This window comes from Niallia sp. M35, assembly GCF_050971705.1.
GTDB classification, from domain to species: Bacteria; Bacillota; Bacilli; order Bacillales; family Cytobacillaceae; genus Niallia; species Niallia circulans_A.
Window position 1 is genome coordinate 95,933 of the sequence record NZ_JBPCEP010000005.1, and the last position, 14,839, is coordinate 110,771.

General features: G+C 35.1%; 10 protein-coding genes and 1 other annotated feature. Of the genes, 1 reads left to right on the top strand and 9 read right to left on the bottom strand.

Features of this window, described 5'->3' with window-relative positions; translation table 11 throughout:
• Window positions 1–213: 213 nt before the first annotated feature.
• The 3 genes from aspS to NiCM35_RS08045 all read right to left on the bottom strand — a co-directional run bounded on the left by aspS (window position 214) and on the right by NiCM35_RS08045 (window position 3,981).
• Window positions 214–1,983 (bottom strand): aspartate--tRNA ligase, encoded by a 1,770-nt coding sequence (aspS, locus tag NiCM35_RS08035; RefSeq protein WP_123260792.1) that lies wholly within the window; start codon window positions 1,981–1,983, stop codon window positions 214–216.
• A 131-nt stretch (window positions 1,984–2,114) separates the two neighbouring features.
• The gene (gene hisS / locus NiCM35_RS08040; protein ID WP_095331661.1) at window positions 2,115–3,389 is read right to left on the bottom strand and encodes a histidine--tRNA ligase; all 1,275 of its coding nucleotides are present in this window, start codon (window positions 3,387–3,389) and stop codon (window positions 2,115–2,117) included.
• Window positions 3,390–3,487: 98 nt separating this feature from the next.
• Window positions 3,488–3,722 (bottom strand) — a binding site (T-box leader).
• Between the two features lie 82 nt (window positions 3,723–3,804).
• Window positions 3,805–3,981, bottom strand: a complete 177-nt coding sequence (locus tag NiCM35_RS08045; RefSeq protein ID WP_164463668.1) for a hypothetical protein — start codon at window positions 3,979–3,981, stop codon at window positions 3,805–3,807.
• A gap of 203 nt (window positions 3,982–4,184) precedes the next feature.
• Between NiCM35_RS08045 and NiCM35_RS08050 the strand changes: the two genes are divergently transcribed.
• Complete coding sequence (locus NiCM35_RS08050) at window positions 4,185–5,729, top strand: N-acetylmuramoyl-L-alanine amidase family protein (protein ID WP_095331659.1); 1,545 nt, start codon at window positions 4,185–4,187, stop codon at window positions 5,727–5,729.
• A gap of 140 nt (window positions 5,730–5,869) precedes the next feature.
• On the opposite strand, the gene dtd is transcribed toward NiCM35_RS08050, so the two are convergent.
• The 6 genes from dtd to secDF form a co-directional block, all read right to left on the bottom strand.
• On the bottom strand, window positions 5,870–6,310 hold the full coding sequence (gene dtd, locus NiCM35_RS08055; RefSeq protein ID WP_095331657.1) for a D-aminoacyl-tRNA deacylase: 441 nt from the start codon (window positions 6,308–6,310) through the stop codon (window positions 5,870–5,872).
• A 12-nt stretch (window positions 6,311–6,322) separates the two neighbouring features.
• The gene (locus NiCM35_RS08060) at window positions 6,323–8,518 is read right to left on the bottom strand and encodes a RelA/SpoT family protein (RefSeq protein WP_095331655.1); all 2,196 of its coding nucleotides are present in this window, start codon (window positions 8,516–8,518) and stop codon (window positions 6,323–6,325) included.
• A 300-nt stretch (window positions 8,519–8,818) separates the two neighbouring features.
• Window positions 8,819–9,331 carry an adenine phosphoribosyltransferase gene (locus NiCM35_RS08065; RefSeq protein WP_095331653.1) on the bottom strand — a complete coding sequence of 171 codons (513 nt, stop codon included), beginning with the start codon at window positions 9,329–9,331 and terminating at the stop codon, window positions 8,819–8,821.
• Window positions 9,322–11,685: a single-stranded-DNA-specific exonuclease RecJ gene (gene recJ / locus NiCM35_RS08070; protein WP_123258039.1), complete on the bottom strand. Its 2,364-nt coding sequence runs from the start codon at window positions 11,683–11,685 to the stop codon at window positions 9,322–9,324. Before recJ ends, NiCM35_RS08065 begins: the two co-directional genes overlap by 10 nt.
• Before the next feature lie 218 nt (window positions 11,686–11,903).
• The gene (locus tag NiCM35_RS08075; RefSeq protein ID WP_095331649.1) at window positions 11,904–12,203 is read right to left on the bottom strand and encodes a LapA family protein; all 300 of its coding nucleotides are present in this window, start codon (window positions 12,201–12,203) and stop codon (window positions 11,904–11,906) included.
• 137 nt (window positions 12,204–12,340) lie between these two features.
• Complete coding sequence (gene secDF, locus NiCM35_RS08080; RefSeq protein WP_095331647.1) at window positions 12,341–14,593, bottom strand: protein translocase subunit SecDF; 2,253 nt, start codon at window positions 14,591–14,593, stop codon at window positions 12,341–12,343.
• Window positions 14,594–14,839 lie beyond the last annotated feature (246 nt).

Below are 14,839 nucleotides of genomic sequence, written 5' to 3' on the forward strand. Positions count from 1 at the left end.
AAATATGTAATGAGTAAAGAGGATCGATCTCTATTCATAGCTAAATGCTCTGGTAGCCAGTATAAAGCGATACATATTTAACTCCAGTAAATAAACACAAAACGTCTTTTTCGACATAAAAAAACGAACAATCATACGAAATATTGTTGATATCTCCGCATAATTGTTCGGGTCTATATTTGGTGAAATACTTCTATTCCAGTCTCTTAATCATTATTTATTCAGTTTCAAAGATAAATGTAAATCTGTTAATTGGTTTTCACTTACTTCACTTGGAGCATTTGTCAAAAGACAGCTTGCACTTGCTGTTTTAGGAAATGCAATCGTATCACGAAGATTCGTACGTCCAGATAGCAGCATAATTAAGCGATCTAAACCAATTGCAATTCCTCCATGTGGTGGAGTTCCATATTCAAATGCTTCTAACAAGAAACCAAATTGAGCATAAGCCTCTTCCTTAGTAAATCCTAATAAGCTAAACATTTTTTCTTGAATTTCTTTTTCAAATATACGTAGAGAACCACCGCCTAGCTCATAACCATTTAACACAATGTCATAAGCTTGTGCTTTCACTGCTTCAGGATTCGTATCAAGTAATTCTAAATCCGCTCTTTGAGGCATTGTGAATGGATGATGTGCTGCATAAAAACGGCCTTCTTCTTCGTCATATTCAAATAATGGCCAATCTGTCACCCATAAGAAATTGAATTTACTTTGATCAATTAAATCTAGCTCTTTTGCTAATTTTAAACGCAGTGCTCCTAATGCATCGGCAACGACATTCTTTTTATCAGCGACGAATAAAAGCAGGTCTCCTGCTTCAATATTTAACGCTTGCTCAAAGCCTTTTTGCTCTGTCTCGGAAATAAACTTAGAAATAGGCCCTTTTAAGCCGTCTTCTTCAGCTTTTAACCAAGCAAGACCTTTTGCTCCATACACTTTTACGAACTCTGTCAATGCATCAATATCTTTACGAGAATAGTTTCCACTAGCATTCTTTACATTTATTGCTTTTACTTGACCACCTGTTTCAACTGCTGAAGCAAATACTTTAAAGCTAGAGTCTTTCACTATTTCAGAAAGGTCAACTAATTCCATCTCAAAACGAGTATCTGGTTTATCTGAACCATATCTACTCATTGCTTCATCATAAGGCATTCTTGGAAATGGGAGTGTAACATCAATATTCTTAACTTCTTTCATGATTTTTGCCATCATTGCTTCCATCATACTCATAATATCTTCCTGACTCATAAAGCTTGTTTCCAAATCAAGCTGTGTGAATTCTGGCTGACGATCTGCACGTAAATCTTCATCACGGAAACAGCGAGCAATCTGATAGTATCTCTCTACTCCACCGACCATTAATAATTGCTTGAAAATTTGCGGTGACTGAGGCAATGCATAGAATTCACCTGGATGAACTCGGCTAGGTACTAAATAATCTCTTGCCCCTTCTGGCGTACTTTTTGTTAAGATTGGTGTTTCAATATCCAAAAACCCCTCACTATCAAGAAAATCTCTCATCACTTTTGTGACTTGATGACGCATTTTTAAGGTTTCAAACATAACAGGTCTTCTAACATCTAAATAGCGATATTTTAAACGTACATCTTCTGTAACATCTGTTTGATCAGAAATAACGAATGGAGGAGTTTTTGCTTCATTAATGATTTTAATTTCATCCGCAATTATTTCAATTTTTCCTGTTTTAAGGTTTTCATTAACTGTACCTTCTTGGCGTGCAACTACTTTTCCTTTTATATCTAGTACAAATTCATTTCTAACCTTATCAGCAATTTCGATTGCCTCTTTATTTATCTCTGGATTAAATACTACCTGAACGATACCTGTACGGTCACGTAAATCAATGAAAATCAGCCCGCCTAGATCTCGTCTTTTTTGCACCCAGCCTTTTAAAACAATACTCTCACCAATCGATTTTTCTGTTACTTCACCACAAAAATATGTTCTTCCAAACATGAAGTATCCTCCCTATAATCAACATTTGTTTATTCACATTTTTATATTCCTAACGACTCATTCATATGTTTTATTTTCTTTATTTCCATATTGAAAACAAAGAAAATAGCCCTACCCTTCATCCCCCTTGCTCAGAATGCACTAAAATCCTTTAGGGCACTTACAAGCTCGGTTAGCGGAATTTCTTTTTGTTCTCCTGTTTCTAACAGCTTTAAGTTAATTTTGTTATTTTGCAATTCATTTTCTCCTAAAACAGCGACATATTTAGCGTGAAGACGATCAGCTGCTTTAAATTGGGCCTTTACTTTGCGATCAAGATAATCCCTTTCAGCAGAGAAACCAGCCTGTCTAAGCTCATTTACTAATCCTACCGTGTAATCCTTCGCTTCTTCTCCTAACGAAACTAAATAGCAATCCACTTTCTTTTCAATAGGTAATTCGATTTTTTCTGCTTCAAGGGCAGAAAGTAATCGTTCTAAACTCATAGCAAAGCCGATTCCAGGAGCTTCAGGACCGCCTAATTCTTCTGTTAAGCCATTGTATCTGCCTCCACCACATAATGTAGTAATAGCCCCAAACCCTTCTGCTTCACTCATTATTTCAAAAGCTGTGTGGTTATAGTAATCCAAACCTCTAACTAGATTGGAATCAACAAAAAAGGGAATATTTAAAGCCGTTAAATATTTTTGTACCTTTGTAAAGTATGTTTTTGACTCTTCATTTAAGTACTCTAGGATAGATGGTGCAGACTTCATTAATGGATGATCATGATCCTTTTTGCAATCTAGGATTCTCATTGGGTTTTTCTCTAGTCTTGTTTGGCAATCATGACAAAATTCCCCGATGCTCGGTTGAAAATGTGCAATTAGCGCTTCTCGGTGAGCTTGTCTACTTTCTTTATCACCTAAACTGTTAACAACTACTTTTAACTTTGATAATCCCATTGTTTGATAAACGGAATATGCAAGTGCAATTACTTCCGCATCAATAGCAGGATCTTTACTCCCAATTGCTTCCACACCAAACTGAACAAACTGACGAAAACGTCCAGCTTGTGGTCTCTCATAGCGGAACATTTGCCCTAAATAAAAGAGCTTAATTGGCTGAGATGCATATCCATGCATTTTATTCTCCACAAATGAACGAACAACCGCCGCTGTTCCTTCTGGTCTTAATGTTAAGCTTCTTTTTCCTCGATCCTCAAAAGTATACATTTCTTTTGTAACAATATCCGTTGTGTCTCCAACACTTCGTAAAAATAATTCTGTATGTTCAAATATAGGAGTGCGAATTTCGCTATATTGATATCGATCACAAAGTTGTTTAATTTTCCCTTCAATATATTGCCACTTTTCTACGGTACCTGGCAAAATATCTTGGGTTCCTCTTGGAATATTAATATGCATTTTATGTATCCTCCCTGCTATTAGAAAAACGCTGATATCCGCGCTTAATTCGTAATATTTTCAAATAAAAAAATCTCGTCCCTTGCATCCATCTGAATACAAGGGACGAGATTTTTCCCGTGGTACCACCCTAATTGAAGATTTTTTCTTAAATCTCCCACTTTGCAGTTAACGCCTGCGCACGTTTCTACCTACTAATGAAGAATATTTTCAGAAGAAAGCCTCCCTGAGTGTTCTTTCTCTAAGTCATCATGTAGAAATGCTTGCAGCCTTCATGACATTTCCTCTCTGTTCATGTGTCTCTTAGATACTCTTCTCGATCAATGGCTTTACTAGATTATTTATTATTATTTAATTAATAATAAATAGGAAAGATTGTATTGTCAATAGGATATGAAAATGATTTCCCGCTCTATTATAATTTTCCTAGCTGTTTCTTTAGTTTTTTTACTTCGCCTAATGAAAGACCGAATTCAGAAGCTAGCTCAACCGCATTTGAATTTCCTTCTCTTTGAATAAAATCGTGAAAATCGACACCTAGTAATTTTGAATCAATTTCACTAGTTGATGAACTTTTTTCACCAAATCTCATGCATTTCACCCTTTTTTCTGTTATTTTTTTATAGTATTACCATGAGTGGCTAAAAAATTTCATCAAAAAAATAGTTTCTTGTCTAAATTTGATTAAAAAAAATAAGAGTAGCATAAAGGAATATACCTTCAAAAAGAAGAATCTTATTCTATGTGAAATTATACTAGTCAGCTTTAGACAATTACGGAAGGAGTGCAGCTTGTTTGAAGAATATAAGATGGATGCTATTACTTTTAGTCAGCATCTTCTTCATTCCTACACAGTATCAACATGTATCAGCAGAAAATCAATCAACTGTTCAAGCTAATACGGTCGTAAACGTTAGAGAAAATCCTGGGCTTGATCAAAATGTTATTGGGAAAATGGAGATAGGAAAAGCATATCCTTTAATAAAGGAAGAAAAGGATTGGATTGAAATTCAATATACCTCTTCTTCTACTGGATGGGTAGCCGCTTATTTAGTAACCAAAAATGGACAAAGTACAACTGACGACCAAATGGAAAAAGAAGAAGAAGCAATTACTTCCCATTCAAACAAAGCCACAATTACAGAGAATGGCCTTCGTCTAAGAAAAGGACCAGGTACAAATTATGAAGTGATTACCACTTTAGGTAAAGGAATTGAAGTTACCGTCCTTTCCGTAAATTACGATTGGTACCAAATCAGAACAGCTTTAGGAACTGGATGGGTCCACAATGATTATCTTCTGTTTGAAGATTCTTCTAATCATACAGAAACAGGAGTACAAAAAAAGTCTAAACAGGAAATAGCTACTGTTGCAGAAGATCAGATTAATCTTCGCAGCAATCCATCTACTAGTGCAGAAATCATCGGGAAAATCAGCATTGGCACTGTAATTACTATAATAGAAGAAGAATCTAATTGGGCAAAAATTCAATACTCTGGTAATATCGGCTGGGTTCATAAAGATCTGTTAAAGAGTAGTGATATAGAAAGTAGAAAAGGAAAAACAATCGATAAGAAAGTTAAACTGCTCTATGATAGAACAAATATTAGAAGCGATGCAACCGTCAATTCAAAAATCTTACTTGTCGCAGATAGCGGCGAAACCTTTCAAGCAGTAGAAATAATTGATGATTGGTATAAAATTAAACTTGCAGACGGCGAATTTGGATACATTGCGGAATGGCTGGTTGAAGATTCGGCATCAAATGATCTCCAAATTACTAATGCTACAGCTACAAAGGATTTAAAGGGAAAAACAATCGTTATAGATCCTGGGCACGGCGGAAAGGATAGTGGCACAATAGGCATTATCGGTACACTTGAAAAGACATTAAATCTTCGTACCGCAAAGTTACTTGCTAATAAACTCGAAGCCTCTGGTGCAAAGGTAATCCTAACTAGAAAAAACGATTTTTTTATCCCGTTACAAACAAGGGTCGATATAAGCCATTTCTATCATGCAGATGCTTTTATAAGCCTTCATTATGATAGCATAAGTGATCGTTCCGTAAATGGTGTTACAAGCTATTACTACACATCTAATCAGAAAAAATTAGCAACCAGCTTACATAAAAGTATCATTGAAGCAACCGATCGAAAGGACAGAGGTGTTAAACAAAATTCATATGTCGTCCTTAAGCAAAATAGACAACCTGCCTCTCTTTTAGAGTTGGGATACCTAAGTAGTCCCGCTGAAGAACAAACGTTACTTTCTAACAAGTATCAAGAGACCATTACAACAGCTATCCATAATGGCTTAGAGAATTATTTTAGCTATTAAAGCCTGTTTAGTGAATAGTCATATAAAAAGAAATGAAAAGCCAAACAATCATCCGAGCTTTCGTGATTGTTTGGCTTTTTTTCTGTCTAGATTACTTATGGTTCTAACCTTTTTTAATTGTATAGGAATCAATCATTTAATTATTTACTATCTAATATTAATGTTACCGGTCCATCGTTTATTAGCTGAACATCCATCATCGCACCAAAAATACCTGTTTCAACAGTTAGGCCATGGCTACGTAAAAGCGTATTGAATTGATCATATAACACCTTTGCCTGCTCTGGCTTTGCGGCATCCATAAAGTTAGGTCTTCTTCCTTTACGTGTATCTCCATATAGGGTAAACTGGGAAATCGATAAAACGGCTCCCTCCCTATCTAAAATACTATGATTCATTTTCCCATTCTCGTCTTCAAAAACGCGAAGATGGATAATTTTATCTGCAAGGTATTTAGCCTCTTCCAATGTATCGCTATGTGTAATACCTACAAGAAGAACGAACCCTTTCTCAATAGCGCCAACTATCTCTCCGTCTACTTCCACTTTTGCTTCTTTTGATCTTTGTAATACTACACGCACACTAAAGACTCCTTAGTTCATTATTCTTCGTACAGAATAGACATCTGGAATTTGTTTAATTCGATCGACAACTTTTTGAAGATGATTGACATTTAGAATCATAATACTCATGTTAATCGTCGCAACTTTATTACGGTCAGACTTACCAGATACGGCTGATATATTAGTTTTCGATTCATTAACGGCCTGGAGAACCTCATTTAATAAACCTCTTCTGTCATAGCCACTTATTTCAATTTCAACATTATATTCTTTGCGGTTATTTAAATTCGTTTCCCATTCCACAGGAATTAGTCGAGCCTTTGCATCTTCAGTGTCAATATTGGTACAGTCTGCCCGATGAACGGAAACTCCTCTTCCTTTTGTGATAAAACCAACTATCTCATCACCTGGCACTGGATTACAGCAGCGAGATAAACGAATTAATAAGTTATCAATCCCTGTTACTCGAACACCAGAAGCACTCTTTTTATTATTGGAAAAAGACTTTAATTCAGCAACTGCATTTGAGATAGTTGAAATCTGTTCTGCATCTCTTTTCTTCCGCCATTTTTCCGTTAACCTATTGGCAACTTGTAGTGCTGTAATTCCGTTGTAGCCTACAGCAGCATACATATCTTCTTCTGTCATAAAATTAAATTTTTCAATTACTGCCTTCACATTCTCCGGTGTAAGAATTTCTTTTAAATCAAATTCCATATTACGAATTTCTTTTTCAACTAATTCTTTCCCTTTTTCGACATTTTCTTCCCTACGTTGTTTCTTGAAAAATTGTCTAATTTTATTTTTCGCTTGGGATGTTTGCGCTATTTTTAACCAATCTTGACTTGGTCCATACGAATGTTTACTCGTATGGATTTCAACAATATCACCTGTTTTTAACTTGTAATCAAGAGTGACCATCTTGCCATTCACTTTTGCTCCAATCGTTTTATTTCCGATTTCTGAATGGATACGATAAGCAAAATCAATTGGTACAGAGCCAGAAGGTAACTCAAACACATCTCCCTTTGGTGTAAAAACAAACACCATATCTGAAAATAAATCAATTTTCAGACTTTCCATAAACTCTTCTGCATTTACGATATCATCTTGGAATTCTAATATTTCTCTAAACCAAGTTAATTTTTCTTCCAATGAGGATCCTTCATTTACGGATTTTCCCTCTTTGTAGGCCCAATGAGCTGCAATCCCGTATTCAGCAATTCGATGCATGTCCTGTGTACGAATTTGCACTTCTAAAGGATCACCCTTAGGACCGATAACAGTTGTATGGAGAGACTGATACATATTAGCCTTGGGCATCGCTATATAGTCTTTAAAGCGGCCAGGCATTGGTTTCCATCGCGTGTGTATAATCCCTAGTATGGCATAGCAATCTTTAATACTGTTGACAACAATTCTTACTGCTAATAAGTCATATATTTCATTAAACTGTTTATTCTGTAAAACCATTTTGCGATAAATGCTGTATATATGTTTTGGTCTTCCCGAAATATCTGCTTGAATCTTTACTTCTGCCGTACCTTCACGAATTTCAGTAACTACTTCATCTAGGTATTGTTCTCGTTCTGCTCTTTTCTTTTTCATTAAATTTACGATACGATAATATTGCTGTGGATTCATATAGCGTAATGCAGTATCTTCTAGTTCCCATTTAATTGTAGAGATTCCTAGACGATGAGCAAGTGGGGCAAAAATCTCCAATGTTTCATTTGAAATACGACGCTGCTTTTCTGCAGGTAAATGCTTCAATGTTCTCATATTATGAAGTCTGTCTGCTAATTTAATTAGGATAACACGAATGTCCTGCGCCATCGCTACAAACATTTTGCGATGATTTTCTGCTTGCTGTTCTTCATGTGATTTATATTTAATTTTACCGAGCTTCGTTACACCGTCAACGAGCATGGCCACTTCACTGTTAAATACTTTACTTATATCTTGTAAAGTAATTTCCGTATCTTCAACAACGTCATGGAGAAAACCTGCTGCTACTGTTGCTGGATCCATTTCTAAATCAGCCAAAATTCCTGCTACTTGGATTGGATGAATAATATATGGTTCCCCAGATTTCCTATATTGTTCACGATGAGCTTCTCTTGCATAGTCATAAGCTTTTTCAATAAAAGCTACGTGCTCTTCGTTTAAATATCCTCTAGTCTTATCGATGACTTGTTCGGCGGTTAACACTTGATCGTTCGCCATGTAATCACCTTTCATATTACAATTATATTATTTAAATTTAGCATATTTTAGACATTCTTTCTATCCTACTACTTTTATGCAAGATTACAAAAAAGAATAAAATTTATTTTAGAATGATTATTACTATTATCGAAAAAAAAAGGGAGATTGTAAAGGGATTGGAAGTAATTTTTATATGGAAAGAAAGAAAAATGTCGAATGAAGGCGATTTCTGCCTAAACATAGCAATTTTTTCTTTCTTTTTCTTTTCGATTATGAAAAAGAGCGCTTGATCAGCGCTCTTTTTTTCATGTATACGGATTAATATTCCATTAATGTTAAAATATCATATCCATCTAAATTTTTACGTCCTTCAAGATAAGACAATTCAATTAAAAATGCAATACCAGCGACAACCCCACCTAGTTCTTCAACTAATTTAATTGTCGCCTCAATTGTACCGCCTGTCGCTAATAAATCATCTGTAATTAAAACACGTTGGCCCGGTTTAATCGCATCTTTATGGATTGTTAATACGTCTTTTCCATATTCCAAGCCATATTCTACTTTAATCGTTTCTCTCGGTAATTTGCCTTCTTTACGAACTGGAGCAAAGCCAACTCCAAGCGAATAAGCAACAGGACAGCCAATGATAAAGCCTCTTGCTTCTGGTCCTACAACAAGATCAATTTCTTTTTCTTTTGCATACGTTACAATTTGATCTGTTGCATATCTATATGCATCACCATTATCCATTAATGTTGTTATATCCTTGAATCTGATCCCTTCTTTTGGCCAATCTTCAACGATCGTAACATATTGTTTTAAATCCATTCTTTTACTTCCTCCTCATTATTGACGGATTTCTTTAGAATAAGATCAAACCAATTTTTAAGTTGTTCATAAGATGAATAAATTAATTCATTTTCCAGCTCAAATTGCGCTTGTTTTTGTTGAAAAGAGATAGATTCTGTTAAATCTCTTTTTGGAACATTCTTATTCAGTGAAATAAATCCATCCTTCATTGTAACAAAATTTAATTCAAAAAACACCTTTGACATAAAATCTACCGTTTCTTTACTCCAACCTTTTCTTCTAGCGAGCTCTCCGCCGAATTTTTGCAGGTGAAAATTCCCCTGTTTTGCTAAAAAAGCATAGAACCATTTAAAATGATCACGAGTTGGCATGGTACTAAAAAAGTCACTTTGTTGTTTATAAAAAACAGCATAGATTCTTTCAGGAGCATTGTTAGATAACAATGTTTTTAGCATATCCAAACTAGGGGGATAATCTGCCAGTACCATAGTATTATTCATCGATTCTAGGAATGCTGCTTGCTCTATTGATTCAATCACCTGATAAGAGACTTGTTCATCCATATCCTTAGGAACAGAATCTTGATGAAAAAAAATCCACTGTGCATTTTTAGGCACTACTTCGTATAATTGATTCACTTTTCTTAAACTTCGATAGTCAAACAGCTGCCAATGAGGAACCTCCATATCTTGAATAAAGATTTGTGGTTTTTTACGATTATTCCATTCGTTTATCGAAAGCTCCCCTAATACAGACACTTTTGCACTTGGAGAGATATGATCACATAAGTCACCAATTCCAAATCCTATTCCATCTAATTCAAACTCATTATCTTTTAATACAATCTTTAAATGGTTTTGATTGGAACCTATTTTCCGCATATTGTCGATTTCTAGATCACAGAAGGTTAATTTAGGCTTGGGATTATCGACTCCAAATGGGGCGAGCATTTGCATTTCCTCTATTGATTTAATAGATATATCACTTATTGAAAAGCTGCCATCCACCTTTGTTAATGGAATGAGATTTTCTTCTGTTAATTGTTCAAAGGCTAATCTATTTAAACTATCTCTAAGAACATCTACATCTTCTATTTTCAAAGACATTCCTGCAGCCATTGGATGCCCACCAAAATGAGGCAGAATATCTCTACACGTCGATAAATTTTTATATAAATCAAATCCCTCAATACTGCGAGCAGATCCTTTTGCTATTCCCGTTTCCTTGTCATAACTTAATACAATCGTTGGTCGATAGTACTTTTCTACCAATCGAGAAGCAACGATCCCCACAACGCCAGGGTTCCAGCCCTCTTTCCCTACAATTAGAACACGATTTTCATTTAATGGATAGAGCTCGTCCACTTGTTCCATCGCTTCCACTGTTATCTGATTTACAATCGCTTGTCTTTCTTTATTTGTTTCTTCCATTTCTAATGCTAGTTCTTTTGCAATCTCTGGATCATCTGTTAATAATAAGTCAACAGCCGGATCCGCATCTCCTAATCTGCCAATAGCATTAATACGTGGTGCAAGCATAAATCCTATTGTTTCTTCATTAATCGTATTTTTGTCGATATTCATTTGACGATATAATGCATTTAAACCGATATTATCTGTTTCTTGCAGTGCCCTGATGCCTTTTTTCGCAAGAAGGCGATTTTCTCCTGTTAAGGAGACAAGATCAGCGATTGTTCCAATTGCCGCAAATGGCAATAAATGATGGGGAACTTTTCCATAAAGAGCGTGAGATAACTTGAAAGAAACGCCTACCCCTGCTAACTCACGGAACGGATACTCGCTACCTTCTATCTTGGGGTGAATGATCGCAAGTGCCTCTGGCAATATTGGTCCTGGCTCATGGTGATCGGTAATGATTAAGTCTATTTCCAATTCTTTTGCCACTTCCGCTTCATGAACAGCAGCAATACCCGTATCGACTGTAATAATCAATTGAACACCAATGCTTTTAGCATAGCGAAAAGCCCTCTCATTAGGGCCATATCCTTCGGTAAATCGGTTTGGAATATAAAATTGCACATTGGCTCCAAGACCCTCTAACGTTTTCATCATAACGGTCGTGCTAGTTACTCCATCGGCATCATAATCTCCAAAAATAAGAATTAATTCTTTGTTAGTAATTGCCTTTTGTATTCGATCTACAGCTATATCCATTCCTAAAAGCAGGAAAGGATCATGAAAATCATTATTATCATCAAATAAAAAAGCTTTTGCTTCCTCTGATGTATGATAACCTCTTTTCATTAAAAGAGAGGCTACAATTGGTGCTAGTTTTAGCTCTTCTGCTAATAGTGAAATAGTTTCTTGATTAGAAGTTTCTTCTTGTATCCATCTTTTTTTGGAACGTAACATTCAATCACCTCAATCTAACTATTATACAAGTTAAAAGAAGTCGTTTCAATGCAGGAAGAATGGAAAAACGAATAGTCATTTTTTTCATAATAACTTTAAATATAAAAAAATTATTTAAGAAATCATTTCCGATGAAAAAATAGAAAAAAAAGATGTCTGAAAAGAAATTAATCGAAGTAAACACTCCCCAACGAATTTCTTCTTGCAGACATCCCTTTTTATTTTAGATCTGTTAGAACCTTTTCCTTCTCTTTTTTATCATCCGTTTTTTGTTCTAATGCCTTTTTTTCTTTTTCCAATGTTTTAATTTTACGTTGCAATGAATAAATACGAATAATTCCAGCAGAGCCAATAATTAATCCACCAAGAAGAACAGAAATTAATATGACTAAAATAAGCGGCCAGTCCCCTTCGCCAAATAAGTAATTAACAGAAACCGGTTCGACATTAATAACAGCAAAGACCGCAACAATTAAAGCAAAAATAATTCCCAAAAGCATATTCCATTGAAATTTCATTTACTTCTCTCCCTTTGTATTTTTGGTTCTATTATTTCCTATTTTCCATCTTTCCACTATCATAAACAAGTATTTTTTTAGCGAACATACAAAAACCTGCTCCTTCTGCTTTAGGAGACAGGTTTTTGAAGTGTTTCTTATACTTGTGGTTCGTCTGAAATTGGGCGTTTTTCTTTATACGTAATTAAGACACCTTTTCTCTTTAACTCTCTCTTCTTCCAAACATACCAAAGCTGGGATGCAATAAAGATAGAAGAATAGGCACCGCCGATTAAACCAATTAATAACGCTAAAGAGAAGTTTGTGATGGCACTGCTTCCGAATATTAATAAAGCCACTACACAAATCACAACCGTTATTACAGTATTTATCGAACGAGCGAATGTCTGTCGAATACTTCTATTGATAATATCTTTAATTTCTTGTGGTGTTTTGATACGCTTTTTCTTCGCTAAATTTTCTCTTATACGATCAAAGGTAACAATCGTATCGTTAATCGAGTAACCGACAATTGTCAACACGGCTGCGATAAAAGTAATATCTACTTCTAGTCGTGTGAGACTGAAGATCACGATAATAAAGAAGGCATCATGCAGTAATGCTATTACAGCTGCAAGACCCATATATACTTCAAAGCGAATTGCCACATAAATAATGATTCCGATAGAGGCAAAAATTATCGCTTTAAAGGCATTTTTAGCTAATTCTTTCCCAATTGTTGGTGATACACTGCTGACGTTTGGATCATGCCCATACGTCTTATTAAACTCTGATTTTATCGTATTAATTTTAGTTTGACTTAAATCACCTTTAATACGAATAGCAGCAGTCTCTTGCTTATCACCTGAAATGATGATATCGTCTGCTTTTACATTCAGCTTATCTAAGTGATCTTCAATTTCAGCAGTTGTTAATGCTTTATCTGCCATAACTTCTATACGAGATCCACTTGCAAAATCAATTCCAAGATTAAGCTTGAATATAAACATAATCACAATCCCTGCCACAATTAAAACACTAGAAATTGTAAAAAATATATTCTTATATTTTACAAAATCAAGACGATCAAATTTGGTTGGCAATGTTAAAGTATCGTAATTTTCGCTAATATGCTTAATGTCTTTACGATTGACTCCAAACCACGTAATTTTTTTATCAAACAATTTACTTTTCACTAGTAAACCGAGTAATAATCTAGAACCATAAACAGCAGTAATAAAACTTACTAATATACTAACAATTAAGAGTGTAGCAAACCCTTTTACTGAACTTGTCCCATAAATAAATAAAACAATCGAAGCTATAATGGTAGTTAAGTTTGCATCAAGAATGGTTCCAATGGAGTTTTTATTTCCTGCATGAAATGCAGCTCGCAGCGACTTTCCTACCCTCAGTTCATCCTTGATTCGTTCATAGGTAATAATATTTGCATCTACAGCCATTCCAACACCGAGAATAAGTGCCGCAATTCCTGGAAGCGTTAATACCCCTTGCATTAAATCAAGAACCAACAGATTTAGATAAACATAGATGGACAATGTAATGATAGCAACTAATCCAGGCAGACGGTAATAGAGAAGCATAAATAAAAATACTAGGCCTACACCAATTATGCCCGCATATACTGTATCTTTTAACGCTTGATCTCCAAACTGTGCACCAACACTTGTTGAATATTCTTCCGTTAATTTAACCGGCAACGCCCCAGCATTTAATAATTCAGCTAATCTGGTCGCCTCATCTACGGTAAAATTACCAGTTATAGATACAGTATCCGAATTAATCACTTCACTTACCATCGGTGCGGATAAGTATTTTGGTTCTTCTTTGGCTGCTTCCGCGTTATAAGAATCTCCTTCTTCAAAGTCTAACCAGATGACTAAAGGACTACCTAAAACTGATTGCGTTACTTCTTTAAACTTATTTGCATCTTTTAGTTTTAAAGAAACACTAGGCTTTCCATACTGGTCAAATTCTTGACTTGCTCCTCCCTGCACTAAATCAGAGCCATCTAGCAATTTCTTATCGTGGATATCTCTGAATGTTAGGTTAGCTTCTGTTGAAAGCATTTCTCTTGCTTCATTTTGATCTGTTATACCAGCAAGTTGAACTCTTATTCGGTCTTTTCCCTCTATTTGAATAACAGGCTCGCTTACTCCTAAAACATTTATCCTTTTATCTAGAGCTTGAGCTGTACTTTTTAAAGCCGCTTCATCAATTTTTGCTTTGCCCTTTTCCAGCGGTTCTACTTTATAAAGAACTTCAAATCCACCTTGAAGGTCTAATCCAAGCTTAATATTGTCTAAAATTTTATTTGTTGTTCCTCCCATTAATCCTGCCGCCAAGACAATGATTAACAAAAAAGCAACAATTCTACTGCGTTTAACCATTATGTATTAATCCTCCTCATGAAATACAAAGCAGAAACTTCCCCAACTAATACTAGCCATATTCATTGTTATTTATCAAAAATGATGTCCTCTTTTAATATGAACCTTATAATTAGGTGTTATTCTATTTTTGCGGTTCACTTCTTTCCAGTAAATTAAACTAGCGATTTCTTCTGTTACTTAGAATAAACTCATTATGGAACAGTTTATCATGACTGTCAATTTGTATAGAAAAATATACTAGTA

What these genes read in the sequence shown, in the direction of transcription:
- aspS (WP_123260792.1), bottom strand. Translation starts at nt 1,983, where the DNA reads ATGTTTGGAAGAACATATTTTTGTGGTGAAGTAACAGAAAAATCGATT.
- hisS (WP_095331661.1), bottom strand. Translation starts at nt 3,389, where the DNA reads ATGCATATTAATATTCCAAGAGGAACCCAAGATATTTTGCCAGGTACC.
- NiCM35_RS08045 (WP_164463668.1), bottom strand. Translation starts at nt 3,981, where the DNA reads ATGAGATTTGGTGAAAAAAGTTCATCAACTAGTGAAATTGATTCAAAA.
- NiCM35_RS08060 (WP_095331655.1), bottom strand. Translation starts at nt 8,518, where the DNA reads ATGGCGAACGATCAAGTGTTAACCGCCGAACAAGTCATCGATAAGACT.
- NiCM35_RS08065 (WP_095331653.1), bottom strand. Translation starts at nt 9,331, where the DNA reads ATGGATTTAAAACAATATGTTACGATCGTTGAAGATTGGCCAAAAGAA.
- recJ (WP_123258039.1), bottom strand. Translation starts at nt 11,685, where the DNA reads ATGTTACGTTCCAAAAAAAGATGGATACAAGAAGAAACTTCTAATCAA.
- NiCM35_RS08075 (WP_095331649.1), bottom strand. Translation starts at nt 12,203, where the DNA reads ATGAAATTTCAATGGAATATGCTTTTGGGAATTATTTTTGCTTTAATT.
- secDF (WP_095331647.1), bottom strand. Translation starts at nt 14,593, where the DNA reads ATGGTTAAACGCAGTAGAATTGTTGCTTTTTTGTTAATCATTGTCTTG.